Source organism: Mesorhizobium sp. M0587 (assembly GCF_040320945.1).
In the GTDB taxonomy this organism is placed as follows: Bacteria; Pseudomonadota; Alphaproteobacteria; order Rhizobiales; family Rhizobiaceae; genus Mesorhizobium.
The window spans coordinates 12,282-29,531 of the sequence record NZ_JAMYQP010000003.1; the positions used below are offsets into that span (position 1 = coordinate 12,282).

Genomic DNA, 17,250 nt, shown 5'->3' on the forward strand with positions numbered 1-17,250 from the left:
CCTTCTTCAAGCAGGTCTTGTGTCACGCTCCCGTGAGTCGGGCAAGGGCGTCATCCATAGCCTGGGCCGGCAGCTCGATCAGCCGTGGCGCTTCGGTGAACAGCAAGGCCGCCTTCACCTCCCGTCCGGGATAAAGCGGCTGCAGCAGGGCCCGATAGAGTGCGAGCTGCAGGACATAAGCCGGCGCAACCTCGGCCAGAGCGACGGGCGCCGGGCGGTTGGTCTTGTAGTCGACGATCGATACCGAGTCCGATGTTACCGCCAGGCGATCGATCTTGCCGGAGATGGAGCGCGTTCTGCCTTTCACCTCCAGGCTGCCCATGATGGCGACCTCGGCGCGCGACGATGGCGCAAACAACTGGCCGAAGCGGGGGTCGGCAAGGATGGCGGCGACCGAAGCCAGTGCTCTTTCCCGCTCGCCGCTGGGCCATTGCGCACCGGCGCGGGCGAGATAGCGTTCCGCGGCGCCCTCGCGCTCGGGCTCGGCCATGCCCGGCAACATCTGCAGCAGCTTGTGCAGGGCAAGCCCGCGCAGCACGGCAAAACCAGGCTCGGCATCGGCGTCCAGCACCGGGGAAGCCTTGTCGACCACCGCCTCCTTGCCTTCTTCGATCAAAGCCGAGGCGCCGGAGGGCGACAGCGGCCGCGGCAAGTCCTCGAAAGGCGGCAAGGGCCGGAACAGGCTTGTCGGCACGGGTGCGAAAACGTTCGTCGGTTGCGCCTGCTCGCCTGAGACCAGCGGTGCCGGCGGCAGCTTGGTCACGTGGAAACGATGCACGGGTTCACCGCCGGCGGGATGGGCACGCTCTTCGCTCTCCGGCGCGCCAACCAGCGCGCGGCTGACGATCGAATGCCAGGTTCCGGTGTTCGGCGCCCGCTTGCCATGATAGCCGCAGACGATCAGCCGGTCCTCGGCGCGGGTCATGCCGACATAGAGCAGCCGGCGGTATTCGTCGTCGGCGAGTTCCCGTGCCCGCACGGCCGCCGCCTTCGAAAAGCCGTTGGCGACATCGGTCGCCGAGCGCCAGAGATAGCCCTTGCCGTCCCAGTATCGGCCAGATCCGTCGAAAGGCATCAGGCGCGGCAGATGCTGATCGCTGAATGGGGCGGAGCCGCCATCGACCAGGAACACGACGGGCGCCTCCAGGCCCTTGGCGGCGTGCACTGTCATGACGCGAACCTCGTCGCGCGTCTGGTCCATCTCGCGCTTGATCTCGGGGCCGGCGTTCTCCAGCGTCGACAGGAAGGCCTCCAGCCCCGGCAGGCCGGTTCGTTCCTCTGCCAGGCAGAAACTCAGGAACTCGTCGAGAATATCGCCGGCTTCGGGCCCGAGCCGCGCGATCATCTTCCGGCGAACGCCGTCGCGCGCCAACAGGCCGGCATAGAACTCGAACACCGGCTTGAAAGCGGCTTCGCTCGTCCAGATGTCGAGCTGGGCAATGACCGACGCCAACGCTTCGCTTTCACTGGCGTGCTGGCGCAGGGACGTCATCAGCGATCGACCCGGCGGCCGCTGCGCGGCAAGCATGAAAAGCGTCTCCTCCGGCACGTCGAAGATCGGGCTGCGCAGCACGGCGGCCAGCGACAGGTCGTCCTGCGGCTGGATGAGGAGATGGCCGAGCGCGATCAGGTCCTTGACGGCGATATGCCCCGGCAGGCTCAGCCGGTCGGCGCCAGCCACGGGAATATCCCGGCGTTTGAGCGACCGGGTCAGAGCGTGGACGAAGCTGTCGCGCTTGCGCACCAGCACCAGCACGTCGCCCGGTCGCAGCCGCGTGCCGCGACCCTCGATGATCTCGCCGGCGGCGATCCAGCCGGCAATGGTGGCGGCGACATTCTCGGCAACGCGCACAGCCGGCGCATGGGCATGATCGACGGCCTGGGTCCAGTCGTCCGGCTCGTCGACGACATCGGCACCGATCGACGGCCAGACCTCGACATAACCCGGCGCATCGGTGCGGATCGCCTTGTGGCTCAGCGGATCGGGGTCATGGCTGATGCCCCGCCGCACCGTGGGATCGGCAAAGACGCGGTCGACGGCCGCCAGAACGTCGTCGGTCGAGCGGAACGACCAGGTCAGCTTGAGGTCGGCGAAGGAGGCTTTGGCGTCGCGTACCCGTCCCGCAAACAACAGCCGGCTATCGGCAAAGGAGTCCGGGGCCGCACCTTGGAACGAATAGATCGACTGCTTCTCGTCGCCGACGGCAAAGACGGTGCGATGGACCCTGTCGCGCGCGCCGAGGCCGGCGAAGAACTCCTCCGCCAGTCGCTTCACCACTTCCCACTGATCCGGGCTGGTGTCCTGCGCCTCGTCGAGCAGGATGTGATCGATGCCCTGGTCGAGCTTGTACTGCACCCAGGGCCCGGCGTCGGGCCGTGCCAGAAGATTGACCGTGCGGGTGATCAAGTCGTTGAAGTCGAGAAAGCCGCGGCCGCGCTTCAGCATTTCGTAGCGGGCGATCAGCCAGTCGGCGATGGTCAGCGCGGCGACAGTGCCTTCCAGCATCCGGAACAGGGCCAGCCGGTCGACGGTTTCGATGATCGTGCTGGCCGCCGAGAGATAGCGCTCGGCCAGATCCGGCAAACGGTCGGTCAGCGCCTTCTTGAACGCCTTTGCCGGATCGTAGGGGCCGCCATCGGTCTTGAGGAAGGCTCTTGATAGCAGCCGCAGGCGACCGATGGGGTCGCCCTCTGAGAAGGCCTGGCGCGCATAGGGCAGGATGTTGTTCAGCACCGATCTGGCGTCGGTGGATTCGGCCGCTTGGGCGAAGCCGGCGAAATAATCGGGCAGAAAACCGGGCAGCGGCCAAGCCGAGGCCGCTATGCCTTCGGCGGTCTGGCCGGGATGGAAATGGAATTCATCGAACACGGCCTGGAAGCGCGTGCCGTCGCGGCCGGCGGCGTCGATGAAATTGCGCAAGCCGTCGCGCTTGCGCACGATTTCGCTCAGCAGGGCGTCGAGGCCGGCCTCGCCGCCACGCTCGAGCACGATGGCGAACGCCTCGGCCAGGTCCGCATTGCCGGCACTCGTGCCGGAGATCATCTCGCGGCGGGCGGCGGCAAACAGCGACGCTTCCATCTGGCCGTCGAGCATCTCGAAATGGGCAGGGATGTTGGCTTCCAGCGGGAACTGGTGAAGCACGGATTCGCAGAAGGCGTGAATGGTCTGGATCTTCAGCCCGCCGGGCGTTTCCAGCGCCTCGGCGAACAGGCGGCGGGCACGGCGCATGATCTCCGGATCGGGCCGGCGGCCCTCCAGCGCCTCGATCTTCGCGGCAAGGTCCGCGTCACCAAGTGCCGTCCACTCCGACAATGTCGAGAAGACCCGGTTCGACATGTTGGCGGCCGCGGCGCGCGTATAGGTCAGGCACAGGATCTTCGACGGATCGGTGCCGTTGAGCAGCAGCCGGATGACGCGCTGGGCCAGCACATGGGTCTTGCCGGATCCCGCATTGGCCGACACCCAGGCGGAATTGCCCGGATCGGCGGCGCGGGCCTGGCTGTTCGCGGTGTCGCTCGGGATGGGATAGGCCTTCTTCATGCCTCCCCTCCCTCATCGCCGGCATCGCCGCCGGCGGACCATTCGAGCACGCGGGCAAGATGGTCGTAGTCGCCATCGGTCTCGCCTTCGCGAAACGGCAGCGCGCGCGACAGATAACCGGTCGCCGGATCGGCATAATGGATCAGCAGCTTTTCCAGCCGCGCCCAAGCCTCCTCGGCAAGATCGCTGGCAGTTCTTGGCTGGCGATTGTGTTCGAGGATGGACTCTTCGAACACCTCGCCATTCGGCTTCAGCCGAACGAACGCCAATTGCGACGGCTCGCGCGCGCCTAAATCCTTGAAGGCGCCGCGCCTGAGCAGCGCACCCTCCAGCGCCAGTTGCGGCGCAAGCAGCGTGTGCGCCTGTGCCTTGGAGGGCGAGGAGCCGGTCTTGTAGTCCAGTATGTCGGCCATGCCGCCGGCCAAAAGGTCGACCCGGTCGGCATAGCCCGACAGCGTCACGCCGGACTGGCCGACGACGGTCTTGCCGGCCCTTTCCTCGGCATGCCGCCGCACGACGGCAGCAGCACGGGTGCGCTCCCATTCGATGATGTTGGCGGCGAGTTTCTCGAAGCGCGGCCACCACACCGCCTCGACATCGGCCGGAAGGGCGGCTTCGGCAAAACAGGCGCGGCCGGCTGATATGAGGCCGTCGAGCGCGTCGGGCGTGCGAGGATCGGCCACGCTGCCCGAGAACAGATGCAGGATGGCGTGGAACAGCGTGCCGCGCTCGGCGGCGCCGGGGTCGCGGATGATCGGATCGAGCGGCATCAGGCCTAGGTTCCGCCTTGCGTAAACGGCGTAGGGGTCGCGGCGCAGCGTCTCGATCTCGGTGACCGAGAAATGGGTGGGGCGGACTGGCAGTGGCGGCTTCGGCTGCGGCCGCGGGGCGAAGTCCCGCTTCGGCCCGGTGTCGAGCGCGCGCGCCCAGGCCAGCAGTTCGTCGCCGCGCCGGCGCAGTTGCGCCGCCTGGTCGTTGCCTATGAAGGTGAGCAGGCGCTGCAGCCAGCGCGATGGCACGGCGGGCGCGTCGCCAGCACGCGCCGAGCGGGCCAGGATCACCTTCTTCGCGCCCATCGCCATCTGAAAGTCATGCGCGGCAAGGCCGATGCGCCGCTCTGGCGGTTCGAGATCGATGCCGGTCTTCATCAGCCGCGACATGAAGCGGTCGCTCTCCGGCTTGCGCGGCCACACGCCTTCGTTGAGTCCGCCTATGACCAGCGTGTCGACGCTCTGCAGCCGCGCTTCCAAAGCGCCCCAGATGGCGATGTTCCTGTCGGTGCCCTGGGCCGGCTTGACCGTCTCGGGCGCGATCAGCGCGTCCATCACATCTGGCCATTCGCTCGCCGCGAACGACAGCGGCGCGGAAGCCGCGACCAGCCCGCGCAACAGTTCGGCGAGCTTTTCGCCGGCGTCGCCGGCATAGAGTTCGCCAAGGCCGCCATCCCCGGTGCGTCCGAGATTTTCGAGTGCGATAACGCTGGCTTTGACCAGCGCGGCAAGATCGGCACCCACCTGCCCGCGAAACGCCGTCAGTGGCGCCAGGGCTTGCGTCAGGCGTGCGAGGAGGTTCCGCGCGTCTTCGATGGAGCGCACGGTCAATCGGGCAAACCAGAAGGGCGGCCGGCTGTCATCGCCGAGGCCGGTGAGACGGGTTTCGAATAGTTCCGGCAGCGAAACGATGTCCGGGCGCCCGGTGCCGCCGCGCAGCGCCACCAGTTCGGTCAGTTCCGCCGCACCGCGAACGCTTGCGCGTTCGAGGCCGAGGCCGAGCAGCGGGTGTTTGAGCAGCGACAGCAGGCTAACCGGATCGCCTGGCCGGAACACTGCCTCGAGTGCCAGCCGGAGCAGGCTTGCCGCCGGCGTGTTGGCCAGCGGCATGCCGCCGGAATCGTCGGCAACGACGCCGAAGCGCTGAAGCTCGACCGCGACGCGGCGCGCCAGGGCGCGATCGCCGGTGACGAGGGCAGCCCTTTGGCCGGGTTGCTCGACCGCGCGCTTCAGCGCGACAGCGATCGCGACGGCCTCATTGCGCTCGCTGGCCGCTTCGAGCAGCGTCACGTCGGCCAACGCGTCGGCGACATCGGGCGCTGAAAAACTGTTCCGCGTCTCGGCCCACAGCTCGGTGGTCTCGGCCGGCCGGAGCGCTTCGCCGACCAGGGCCGCGCGAAGCGCAAGCCGCGGTTCGGCCGCGCCGACTTCCTCGACATCGCCGCGTAGCACGCCGATCTTGTTGATCAGTTTGGCCAGGCCATATTGCGGATGGCCAAGCACCGCCGGACGTGCGCCAGGCGCGGCAATGGCCTGGAAGGACGCTTCGTCCAGCGTCCGGTCGAGACCAGGCAGCACGATGGCGCCTGCGGGCAGGCGGGCGATCGCGGCAAGCAGTTCGGCCGTGGCGGGTATCGAACCGGTCGATCCCGCGGCAATGACTGGCCCGGCAGGCGGATTACACCGCAGCCGCGCCGCTTCGGCCCGGATCAGCGCGCTGCGATGCGCGGCCGGATTGGAACGGTCGCGCTCCTCGAGAAATCGCGGCCAGGCATCTGTGACGATGCCGAGGAATTCGAGCGTCACCTGCCACCAACCGGCAAGGTTGCCGGTCACCAGCGCCGTGAGCCTGGTCCAGTCCGAACCTTCCGTCTCGATCTCGTCCATCAGCGCCGCGAGATCGCGCGCCAGCCAGATCGCGTCGGCGGTAGAGGCCGGGATGACGATTTCCTCCGAAAAAAGGGCCTCGACATGTGCCGGCAACCGGCGTTTCCAGGCTCGCACCAGCGGCGTCAGCAGCAACAGGCGTTCGGTCGCCGCGATCGGCGGCGCAAGATCGATTGCCGCCGATGGTTCGGTCTCGAATGCGGCCTCATCCTCATCGAACTCGCCGAGCGGACGAATGACCGGCAGGATCGCCGAACCGCCGCCGCCTCGCGACGCCAGGCTGTCGACGAAGACACCGCGCAAGGCACGCGCGGCCCGTCGCGTCGGGACGTAGATGGTGACATCGGCCAGGGCGAGCGGATCGCCGTCGAAACGAAAACCAGGAATCAGGCGGCCGGCAAGCAGCGCCTCGGCAAGCGTCGGCAGAAACGGCGCTCCAGGGGGAATTGAGAAAACGCGGCTTGAGCCGCTCATTGTGACTCGGCTAGCGCGCCGGCGACCGCCGCTTCCGCGAGCGCAATGGCGTCGGGAGTGCCGACGGTGATCCAGTGGCCATGCATCGGCATGCCGAACAGGCGGCCGGCGGCAATGGCTGTGTCGAAATAGGCATTGAGCGAGTGCGGTCCGGCCGGTGCGGCCCCGAACAGGTGCGGATGGATGATTGCCGCCCCGGCATAGATCAGCCCCGCCGGATCACCTTTCGAACGGCGCAAGGCGCCATCCGGCGCCACCAGGAAATCGGTGCTGCCGCAGTGTCCGGTCGCCTGATGGAGATCCGCCAGCATCAGCAGAATATCCATTTTCGTCGCGTCCCATGCAAGGGCGAGGCGCTTGAGATTGAGAGGACCGTGGTCGATCCAGAACGTGTCGGCGTTGAGGATGTAGAAGGGCTGTTCGCCCAGTTCCGGCAATGCCTTGACGATGCCGCCGGCGGAATCGAGCAGCTGTGCACTCTCGTCGGAAATGATGATCCGTGGCGCGCGGCGCGCCGCGACATGGGCGACGATCTGTTCGGGAAAATAGTGGACGTTGATCACCGCCGTGCCGACGCTGGCCGCGGCCAGGCTGTCGAGGCTCCAGTCGAGCAAGGTCTTGCCGGCGATCCTGACCAGCGGCTTGGGAATGGTGTCGGTGATCGGCCGCATGCGCTTGCCAAGCCCGGCGGCGAGCACGATCGCGGTGTCCGGTCCTGCTGTCACAGCGCGCGCTCCTCAAGCAATCCATGCGCGTTGTAGAAATCCCGCAGGCTGGCCAGAGACGGATGGGACAGCGCCCGCCGCAGATAGTCGCGGATGCGCGGCAGGTGCTTCAGATAATAAGGCTTGCCGTCGCGCTTTTCGAGGCGGACGAAGATGCCCAGGATCTTGGAATTGCGCTGCGCCGCCATGATTGCATAGGATTCCAGGAAACCTGCCTGGTCGAAAGCCCCCGCTGCGTGGCGCGCCTCCATGTAAGCGTCGAGCGTCTGCTTTTCTATCTCGGGCGATATGGTGACGCGGGCATCCATGGCCAGTGATGCCACGTCATAGGCTGACGGGCCGATGAGCGCGTCCTGGAAATCGACGATGCCGAGGCGGTCATGCCCGGAGCGATCGCCGCGCCAGATGATGTTGGGCGAATGGAAATCGCGCAGCATCAGCGTGTACTCGCGGCCTTGCAGCCGATCGAAAAGCGCGTTCCATTCCTTGGCGTAGCCAGTCCGTAGATCATCGCTCGCTGGATTACCCGATATGGCCGGCACGTACCAGTCGACCAGCAGGTCGGCCTCGATCATCATCGCGTCACGGTCGAAAGGCGGCACATCATGGAAGCGCCCCGGTCGCGCTTCCAGGCGTTGCGGCCATGTCAGGCCATGCATCATGGCCAGCAGTTCGGCCGCCGCGGCGTAGCGCTTCGCCAGCGGCTCGCCGTCCTTGCCGAGAAACCCTTCTGAACCAAGGTACTCGAGAAGCAGGAATCCCTGGTCCTGGTCCTCGGCGTGGATTTCCGGAACGCTGACGCCGCCGGCCTTCAAGGCACGGTCGATGGCGACGAAGGCGGACACCGATTGCGCGGTGTGGGCGATCACGGCATAGGGTTTGCCGTCGCGGACCGGCGGCCCGAGCACCAGCCGCGGCGAGTTCATCAGCACACGCTGTCTATGACCGGCAAGCGATACGATTTCGTACGATCGGGCCGAGGCATCGCCGATGAAATGGCGGCGCCGCGCTTCGCCCCAGCCGGCGCCCTCGAGAAAGCCGCGCATCGCCAGCGAGCGCGCCGCGCGCTCGAAGGCAGCGCCTTGCCCCGATACTCTCGCCAGCCGGCCCTCGCCTTGCTGGACGAGTTCGATGAGAACGGTCGTCTTCGGCAGATAGGCCTCTGCCCGCTCCGGCCATTCGACCAGGGCCGCGCCTTGCGCCAGCGCTTCGTCGAAACCCAACTCGTCGATCTCGCTCGCCGAGCCCAGGCGATAAAGGTCGAAATGATGGACCGGGATGCGCGTGTCGTAGCTCTGCACCAGCGTGAAAGTCGGGCTCGGCACGTCGAGGCCGGCCTCGTCGGCCAGCGTCCTGATCAGCGCGCGCGCCAGCGTCGATTTGCCGGCACCGAGATCGCCCTTGAGCGCCAGCACGTCGCCGGCGCGCAACGACAGCGCGAGATCTTCGCCCAGCCGCGCTGTCTGTGTCTCATCAGTGAGCAAACGCTCCAGCACAAAGCTCGTCATCGAACGCGCTACTCGGCCGCGGCGCGGATGCCCGGCATGTCGGGGAAGGTACAGATGACGGTCGTGCCCTTGTCCTTGCCGGTTTCGATGCGAACGCCGCCGCCATGCAGTTCGACAAAGCTCTTGACGATCGACAGACCGAGGCCGGCGCCGCGCCTGCGGCCGCCATTGGCGCGCGGCTCGAAACGGCGGAACACCGAATCGAGCACATCAGGCGGCATGCCGGGGCCGTCGTCGTGAACCGAGAATTCGACACCGTCCGCCAATTGGCGGCATGCGAGCCGGATGGTGCTTGCCTCCGGTGCGTAATTGGCGGCGTTGCTGAGCAGATTGTATAGGATTTGGCGGATGCGCGTTTCGTCGCCGTGGAAAGTCTTCGGCGCCGCGGCGGCGTCGACTTCAAGCCGGATCGAATGCTCCTCCAGCCGGTCGGCTATCAGTTCGGACGCGGCGGTTATGGTGCGGTCGACATGCACCTCGGAAATTTCCAGCTGCATGATGCCGGCATCGACGGTGGCGAGGTCCAGAATGTCGTTGACGATGGTCAGCAGCACCGAGGAGGACGAGCCGACATGCTCGACATACTCACGCTGCTTCTGCGTCAACGGACCGGTCGTCGGCAGCGAAAGCAGTTCGGTAAACCCGATGATGTTGGTCAGCGGCGAACGCAACTCGTAGGACACGTGCTGGACGAAGTCGTTCTTGAGCTGGTCCGACTTTTCCAGCGCCTCGTTCTTGTCCTTGAGCGCACGCTCGACATGGACGCTGTCGGTGACGTCGACGAAGGTCATCATCACCTGCCCGTTGGGCAGCGGAATCACGGCGTAACGCAGCACGGTGCCGTTGTTGAGCTCGGTTTGGCCGTGGCGGTCGCGGCGCTCATCGTCGAACCCGGTTATGGCGGCGACGAAACCGGGCCAGGGGCTGTCGGCAGCCTGCCGGTCGCAAAGATCGCGTATCGTGGAAACGTGCACATTGGGCTTGGCGGCTTCCGCGCCCAGCCTCCACAGCGTCGCAAAGGCCGGGTTGGATAGCCGCAGCCTGCCATCGGGGCCGAACACCGCCACGCCTTCGGCGAGATTGTCCAATGTTTCGCCCTGGACCCGGACTGCGGTCTGGTAGCGGCTTTCGAGGTCCATCTTCTCGGTCAGGTTCTCGAACACCCAGGTAACGCCGCCCTTGGGCTGCGGGTTGGCGACGACGCGAATGGTCTTTCCATCAGGCAGATGCCACCAGTGCTCCTGCGATTCGACCGCGCGGTAGGCGCCGAGTAGGCCTTCCTTCCAGCGGCGCCATTCGGGCTGCTCGGCGATCTTGCCTTCGCTGCGCAGCCGGTCGAGCAGCAGGGCGTTGTCAGGCCCGCTGTGCAGGAAACCGCTGTCGAGCCCCCATAGTTTCTGGAATGCCTGATTGAAGAAGCGCAGCTTCTCGTCGGTGTCGAAAATGGCGACCGCGGTGTTGAGCTGGTCGAGCGTGTCGGCGTGGCTTCGCACGGTCCGCTCATATTCGCCGCGGATCGTCTCGATGGCGCTGGTGTCGCTGGCAAGGCCTGCCGAGCCGTCCGCGCCGGCGAAATCGGTCACCGCGAACACGCGGCGGTCGCCTTCGATCACGGTGGAAAGCGACTGCTCGAATACCGGATGCGATTTGTGTTGGGCGGCGATTGCGTCGCGCGCCTGGCCGCCGAGGAATTCCTTGGCGTCACGGACGGCGGCTTCCGCGCTTTCGGCTTCGACCGCGTCGGCATAGGCGCGGTTGACCCATTTCAGGCGCCCGTGCTCGTCACGCAGCCATGCCGGCATCTTCAGCGCCTCGAGCAGGCCGATCATGGTGTCGTGCTCGGCGGCCAGCCGCTGGTTATCGAGTTTCAGCCGGGCCTGGCTGCGCTGTGTTTCGGAAAGCGAAACGAACCGCACCAGCACATGGGCAGCGCTCTTGCGGCCGTGCACTTCGAGCGGAGCGCCGGCCTGCGATTCGATGACGAGATCGAACGACCTGGCATTTTCCCGCAAGGCCGCAATGGCGTGCTCCAGCGCCGCCGCCGAGCGCGGCATCAGCCAGCGGCCGAAGGCGAGAAATGCAGCCCGCTCCTCCGGAGCGCCGCTTTCGACGGGCAATGTGCCGATGAGTTCGGGCTTCTTGTTCTCCGAGGCCCAGACGACCACGCGCTGGTCGCGCAGATTGAGCAGCGCCTCCGAACGGCGCAGCGCCGCGTTGACATCGGCGATGCGGCTCCTCAGTTCGACATTCTCGGCCGAGGTGCGGGCCCGTTCGCGGATCAGGACGATGGCCGACAGGAATGCCGCGCCCATCACCCCGACGAAGACGGCAAGCTGCATGACCTCGACCGTACTGACCGAAGGGTTCGGCGCCGCTACGCCGGCGTTCTGAGCATGGGTCACCGCACAAAGGAACGGACTGGCCAGCGTGGATCCGGCAAGCAACAGGCCCGCACGGCCGCGCCATGAAAGGCGCCCGCCCTGGGTGGCGGAGCCAATGGTCTCCGAATCGTCATGGCCGCCGGAAACGGCCCGTCCCGCTCTGTGCGGGTGTTGCCCCGGCATGTCTTGGTCCTCTCCGCCGCCTGAATGCAAGACCGCCCTGACACGCGCTTTTCGGTTCCCTTTCGGGCCGGAAGCGTCGCGAATCACCTGACAATAAACCCTCGCCGAATCGCCGTGAAGGCTGATCGCGCGCAAAAATAAAGCCGGGCGAAAAGTCAATCGCCCGGCGTCAATATCTAGTGGCAAATGTACGCTTGGTTAATAGCGGTAGTGTTCCGGCTTGAACGGGCCCTGGGGCGTGACGCCGATATAGGCGGCCTGTTCACCCGACAATTCGGTCAGGCGGGCACCCAGCTTGTCGAGGTGCAGGCGCGCGACCTTCTCGTCGAGATGCTTGGGCAGCACATAGACCTGGTTCTGGTACTGATCGGACTTGGTGAACAGCTCAATCTGGGCCAGCACCTGGTTGGTGAAGGATGCCGACATGACGAAGCTCGGGTGGCCGGTCGCGTTGCCGAGGTTGAGCAGGCGGCCCTCGGACAGAAGGATCATCCGCTTGCCATCCGGGAAGGTGATCATGTCGACTTGCGGCTTGACGTTGGTCCACTTCAGGTTGCGCAGCGACGCGACCTGGATCTCGTTGTCGAAGTGGCCGATATTGCCGACGATCACCATGTCCTTCATCGACCGCATATGGTCGAGAGTGACGACGTCCTTGTTGCCGGTGGTGGTGATGACGATGTCGGCGGTCGGTGCCGCGTCTTCCAGCGTCACGACCTCGAAGCCGTCCATTGCCGCCTGCAATGCGCAGATCGGATCGACCTCGGTAACCTTGACACGTGCGCCGGCGCCCTTGAGCGAGGCCGACGAGCCCTTGCCGACATCGCCATAGCCGCAGACGACCGCGACCTTGCCGGCCATCATCGTGTCGGTGCCGCGGCGAATGCCGTCGACCAGCGATTCCTTGCAGCCGTACTTGTTGTCGAATTTGGACTTGGTGACCGAGTCGTTGACGTTGATGGCGGGGAAGGGCAGCAGGCCCTTCTTCTGCAGCTGGTAGAGCCGGTTGACGCCGGTGGTGGTTTCTTCGGTGACGCCGCGGATGGCTTCCTTCTGCTTGGTGAAGAAGCCGGGCGAAGCCTTCAGGCGCTTCTTGACCTGCGCGTAGAAATACTCCTCCTCCTCGCTCTGCGGATTGGACAGTACGTCCTCGCCGGCTTCGGCGCGGGCGCCGATCAGGATGTACATGGTGGCGTCGCCGCCGTCATCGAGGATCATGTTGGAGAGGCCGCCGTCGGCCCACTGGAAGATCCGGTCGGTGTAGTCCCAATATTGTTCGAGGCTCTCGCCCTTGACGGCGAAGACCGGGATACCGGTCTCGGCAATGGCCGCGGCCGCATGGTCCTGGGTCGAAAAGATGTTGCAGGAAGCCCAGCGGATGTCGGCGCCGAGCGCCTTGAGCGTCTCGATCAGCACCGCCGTCTGGATGGTCATGTGCAGCGAGCCGGTGATGCGCGCGCCCTTGAGCGGCTTCTTGGCGCCGAATTCCTCGCGGCAGGCCATCAGGCCCGGCATTTCGGTCTCGGCGATATCGAGTTCCTTGCGGCCCCAGCCGGCAAGCGAGATGTCGGCGACCACATAATCCTTGGTACCCGTCATGGCAGTGCTCCGATGCGATTGTTCTTGCTGCGAACTGGTTGCGGATGCGCCCGCGCCAACAGGCACGTCAAAGGGCGCGAATTGCCGGCCTGACTAGCAGATCACGCTTGGGAGGACAATGGGATATAAAGAAATCTTTATCCCTGCATGTCTCTCGAAGATGCTTTGGCGGTGCAGGAAGTCAGCTTTCCTCGCCGAAGCGGGAGGCTACCAGCTGCTCCAGGGCGTCCATGACCTCCTGGGCCTCGGGCCCGCTGGCGGTGACGCGAATCGAGTAGCCTGGGCTTGCCGCAAGCATCATCAGGCCCATGATCGAGGTACCGCCTACCCTGACGCCATCCTTCTCGACATGGACCGAGGCGTTGAAGCCGCTGGCGAGCTGGACGAACTTCGCCGAGGCGCGCGCATGCAAGCCGCGCTGGTTGACGATTGGAAACTCCCGGACGATCTGGTCTTTTTCCGGGGGCAGTGCGTTCATTTGCTGCTCAGAAGCTGGCTGGCGACGTTAATGTATTTACGGCCCGCGGCCTGCGCCTCGTCGAGCGCGGCCGCCATGTTGTCGCCCTTGCGGATCGAGGACAGCTTGATCAGCATCGGCAGGTTCATGCCGGCGATGACTTCCGTGCGGCCGGACTCCATCACCGAGATGGCAAGGTTCGAGGGCGTGCCGCCGAACATGTCGGTCAGCACGATGACGCCCGCCCCGGTATCGACACGGGCGACGGCATCGACGATATCGCGCCGACGCTGCTCCATATCGTCATCGGCGCCGATCGCCACGGTTTCGAAATTGTCTTGTGGCCCGACGACATGTTCGACGGCATGTCGGAACTCGGTGGCCAGTTGACCGTGCGTTACAAGCACGAGTCCGATCATTCTTTAGTGGCTCCCGTCATCGCCGCTTCACAGGCGCATTTTATGCTCGCCAGCCATTCCAGGCGGCGGGAGCGCTATCTTGTCGACGCGCGGCCCGTTGACAAGCCCAAAATTGCGCCCGCCCACGCCATTTTGACGCATTGCAGCAAAAAACCCCGGGCGGATCATAGAAAAGGCGCCATCGGCAGCCGCGCCATCACTGCTGGCAAGGCAGCAGTGACATTGCGTTGCACCAGGTCGATGCGTTGCACCGCGTAGCCGGCGATGCTGTCGCTGGCATCCTCCTGAAAGCGTGCGGTTTCATCCGCCGGCAGCAGGCGCACATGCAGGTCGACGACGCAGGCTGGTTCGAACGGCAGGCGCCGCGGACCCAGCCCCGGCACCTCGATGAGGCCTTCGATCGTAGCGGGCGCGCGGCACACCAGCCGCCCTGCGTGCGCCTCCACGAAAAGCTGATCGTCGCCGACCAGCCGCGCGAACAGTCCCTGCCGGTGGCAATGATCGATAAGTGCCAGCGCCAGCGTCGTCTTGCCCGAACCGGATGCGCCGGTGACCAGAATGCCGCGCTCGCCGATCAGAAGCGCCGTTGCATGGATATTTTCAGGCCGCACGACTGGACTGGCGATCACGCTTCGGCCGGCAGCGTCACGACAAAGCGCGCACCCTTGATCTCGCCGGGCTTGGTACCGGGTATGTTTTCGGCCGTCAGCGTGCCGCCATGGGCCTCGACGATCTGCCTGGATATCGACAGGCCAAGGCCCGAATTCTGGCCGAACGCCTCGCCGGCCGGCCGGTCGGTGTAGAAGCGCTCGAAGATGCGATCGATGTTGTCGGCCCGGATGCCGGGACCATTGTCGTCGACGGTGAGGATGTTGAACTTCCCGGCGCGCGCCAGCGACAGCGTGATGTGGCCGTGGTCGTCGGGAACGAAGGAGCGGGCGTTCTCGATCAGGTTGGTGATGACCTGGCCGATGCGCAGATCATGGCCGACGACAAAATAGCCTTTGACGCCCTGCGGCAGCTTGGCGACCCTGAGTTCGATCTCGACGGCCTTCTTGTGCCGGGTCGTCTCGCGCGACACGGCGACGAGATCGGTGACGAATTTCTTCAGATCCACGGTTCCCGCGTCTTCGCGCGCCAGCTCCGCGTCGAGACGGGAAGCATCGGAAATGTCGGTGATGAGACGATCCAGCCGTTTGACGTCGTGCTGGATGATCTCCATCAGACGCGCGCGGGAAGTATCGTTTTTCGCCAGCGGCAAGGTTTCCACGGCGCTACGCAGCGAGGTCAGCGGGTTCTTCAATTCATGCGAGACATCGGCGGCGAAGCTTTCGATCGCCTCGATGCGAGCGTAGAGCGCGTTGGTCATGTCACGCACGGCGATCGACAAATTGCCGATCTCGTCCTGCCGGTCGGAGAAATCAGGGATTTCCTCGCGGTTCTTGACGCCGCGCCGTACGCGCACCGCCGCCGCCGCCAGCCGCCGCAGCGGGTTGGCGATGGTGGAAGCCAGCAGCATGGACAGGATAGCGGTGACCAGAGCCGCGATGCCGAAGACCCGCAGGATCGCCTTGCGCTCGGCGGCGACGATCTTGTCGATGTCGCCGCCTTCGGTCGACAGCATCAACACGCCGAGAACGGCACGGAAGCGCTGGATCGGCACCGCCACCGAAACAATCTGCTCGCCTTGCTCGCTGATCCTGACGATGGTGGACGGGCTGCCGGTAAGCGCCTTGACCACTTCCGGGAAGGCGGCGCCGGTGCCGCCCGGTTGTTCGTGATAGACGGGCAGGTCGGTGTTGCGGAAGAAGTCGAAGATGAACTTCTGGATGCGCTCGACAAGGTCGGGTTCTTCCTCCTCGACCGGCGGCAGGTCGTAGCGAAGGATCTGGCCGCGCGAATAGAGATGGCGCGAATCGAGCAGCAGGTTGGCATCGCGGTCATAGATGCGCGCACGCGTCCTGGTCGGCGAGATAAGCCGCCTCAACACTGGCGCGACGCGTTCCGGATTGATCGGAAAATCCAGATTGTCGAGCTGATCGGAGCCGGGGCCCAGGCTTTCGCCGGCTTGCAGCTCGAGCAGTTTTTCAGGATCGATGCTGATCGAATCGGTTTCGACCGTCGCCGATGCCGCGATCGCCCCGGCGATGATCTCGCCCTGGGTCATCAGGCTTTCGACGCGGGCGTCGATCAGCCCGTCGCGGAAGGTGTTCAGATAGAGAATACCGGTGACCAGGACGGCCAGTCCGGCAAGATTGAGGAACAGGATGCGCCGCGTCAGGCTGGAAAAGATGTGATGGCCGAGGAAGCGGCGCATCGGCACCGTGATCTTCGAAACGAAGGACGGCATGATGCGCGACGGCCGCCTGGCAGCGCCCGCCGGTCTGCTTCGCTGTGCTTCAACTGCCATCGAATAGCAGCTCCCGCCTAGTCTTCGTTATGATACATGTCGTTGTCCCGAAACCAGGGGTGACATGCATCAACTCACGCTTCGCGGAACCGATATCCGACTCCGTAAAGGGTTTCGATCATCTCGAAGTCGTCGTCGACGGCCTTGAACTTCTTGCGCAGCCGCTTGATGTGGCTGTCGATCGTGCGGTCATCGACATAGACCTGCTCATCATAAGCCGAATCCATCAGCGCATCACGACTTTTTACGACGCCGGGCCGCTGCGCCAGCGAATGCAGGATCAGGAATTCGGTGACGGTGAGCGTCACCGGTTCGCCTTTCCAGGTGCAGGTATGGCGCTCCTGGTCCATGACGAGTTGGCCGCGCTCGAGCGAGCGTGCCTGCTGGCTGGGCGCCTTTGCCGCAGCCTCGCGGGCGCTGGCACGGCGCAGTACGGCGCGCACCCGCTCGACCAGCAGGCGCTGCGAGAACGGTTTGCGGATGAAGTCGTCGGCGCCCATCTTGAGGCCGAACAGTTCATCGATCTCGTCATCCTTGGAGGTCAGGAAGATCACCGGCAGGTCGGACTTCTGGCGCATCCGGCGCAGAAGCTCCATGCCGTCCATGCGAGGCATCTTGATGTCGAGAATGGCCAGGTTTGGCGGTCGCGCCGCCAGGCCTTCCAGCGCGGACGCACCATCCGTATAGGTCTCGACACGGTACCCCTCGGATTCAAGGGCGATCGACACCGATGTCAGAATGTTGCGGTCGTCATCGACAAGCGCGATTGTTGCCATTTCTAGCGGCTCCCTCATGAGCTGTCCCTTCTTTCGTCGAGAAGGGGCTTTTGCAGGACAAATTAGGTACAAAATGTGGCATAGGCCTTGCCCGGTGTCACGGGCGGTGTGCCGGCGGCC

11 protein-coding genes are annotated in these 17,250 nt (G+C 65.2%); all 11 read right to left on the reverse strand.

Annotated features, from left to right (window positions below; genetic code table 11):
• Window positions 1–22: 22 nt before the first annotated feature.
• Window positions 23–3,541 (reverse strand): double-strand break repair helicase AddA, encoded by a 3,519-nt coding sequence (addA, locus tag NKI49_RS03410; RefSeq protein WP_352599797.1) that lies wholly within the window; start codon window positions 3,539–3,541, stop codon window positions 23–25.
• Complete coding sequence (addB, locus tag NKI49_RS03415; RefSeq protein ID WP_352599799.1) at window positions 3,538–6,672, reverse strand: double-strand break repair protein AddB; 3,135 nt, start codon at window positions 6,670–6,672, stop codon at window positions 3,538–3,540. The genes addA and addB overlap by 4 nt, the downstream gene beginning before the upstream one ends.
• Entirely contained in the window at window positions 6,669–7,397 is a 729-nt protein-coding gene (locus NKI49_RS03420) for a nucleotidyltransferase family protein (RefSeq protein WP_352599801.1), read from the reverse strand. The genes addB and NKI49_RS03420 overlap by 4 nt, the downstream gene beginning before the upstream one ends.
• Window positions 7,394–8,905, reverse strand: coding sequence for a tRNA (adenosine(37)-N6)-threonylcarbamoyltransferase complex ATPase subunit type 1 TsaE (gene tsaE, locus NKI49_RS03425; RefSeq protein WP_352599803.1), 1,512 nt, complete (start codon window positions 8,903–8,905; stop codon window positions 7,394–7,396). The genes NKI49_RS03420 and tsaE overlap by 4 nt, the downstream gene beginning before the upstream one ends.
• An 8-nt stretch (window positions 8,906–8,913) precedes the next feature.
• Window positions 8,914–11,469: a sensor histidine kinase gene (locus NKI49_RS03430; RefSeq protein WP_352599805.1), complete on the reverse strand. Its 2,556-nt coding sequence runs from the start codon at window positions 11,467–11,469 to the stop codon at window positions 8,914–8,916.
• A gap of 198 nt (window positions 11,470–11,667) precedes the next feature.
• Window positions 11,668–13,068, reverse strand: a complete 1,401-nt coding sequence (ahcY, locus tag NKI49_RS03435; RefSeq protein WP_352599807.1) for an adenosylhomocysteinase — start codon at window positions 13,066–13,068, stop codon at window positions 11,668–11,670.
• A 181-nt stretch (window positions 13,069–13,249) separates the two neighbouring features.
• The gene (locus NKI49_RS03440) at window positions 13,250–13,546 is read right to left on the reverse strand and encodes an HPr family phosphocarrier protein (protein WP_352599809.1); all 297 of its coding nucleotides are present in this window, start codon (window positions 13,544–13,546) and stop codon (window positions 13,250–13,252) included.
• Window positions 13,543–13,944: a PTS sugar transporter subunit IIA gene (locus tag NKI49_RS03445; RefSeq protein WP_010912939.1), complete on the reverse strand. Its 402-nt coding sequence runs from the start codon at window positions 13,942–13,944 to the stop codon at window positions 13,543–13,545. Before NKI49_RS03445 ends, NKI49_RS03440 begins: the two co-directional genes overlap by 4 nt.
• A 164-nt stretch (window positions 13,945–14,108) precedes the next feature.
• On the reverse strand, window positions 14,109–14,573 hold the full coding sequence (locus NKI49_RS03450; protein WP_502899495.1) for an HPr kinase/phosphorylase: 465 nt from the start codon (window positions 14,571–14,573) through the stop codon (window positions 14,109–14,111).
• Window positions 14,570–16,354, reverse strand: coding sequence for a sensor histidine kinase (locus tag NKI49_RS03455; protein ID WP_352599811.1), 1,785 nt, complete (start codon window positions 16,352–16,354; stop codon window positions 14,570–14,572). Before NKI49_RS03455 ends, NKI49_RS03450 begins: the two co-directional genes overlap by 4 nt.
• Window positions 16,355–16,428: 74 nt before the next feature.
• Window positions 16,429–17,130 carry a response regulator transcription factor gene (locus NKI49_RS03460; RefSeq protein WP_010912942.1) on the reverse strand — a complete coding sequence of 234 codons (702 nt, stop codon included), beginning with the start codon at window positions 17,128–17,130 and terminating at the stop codon, window positions 16,429–16,431.
• Window positions 17,131–17,250: the final 120 nt, after the last annotated feature.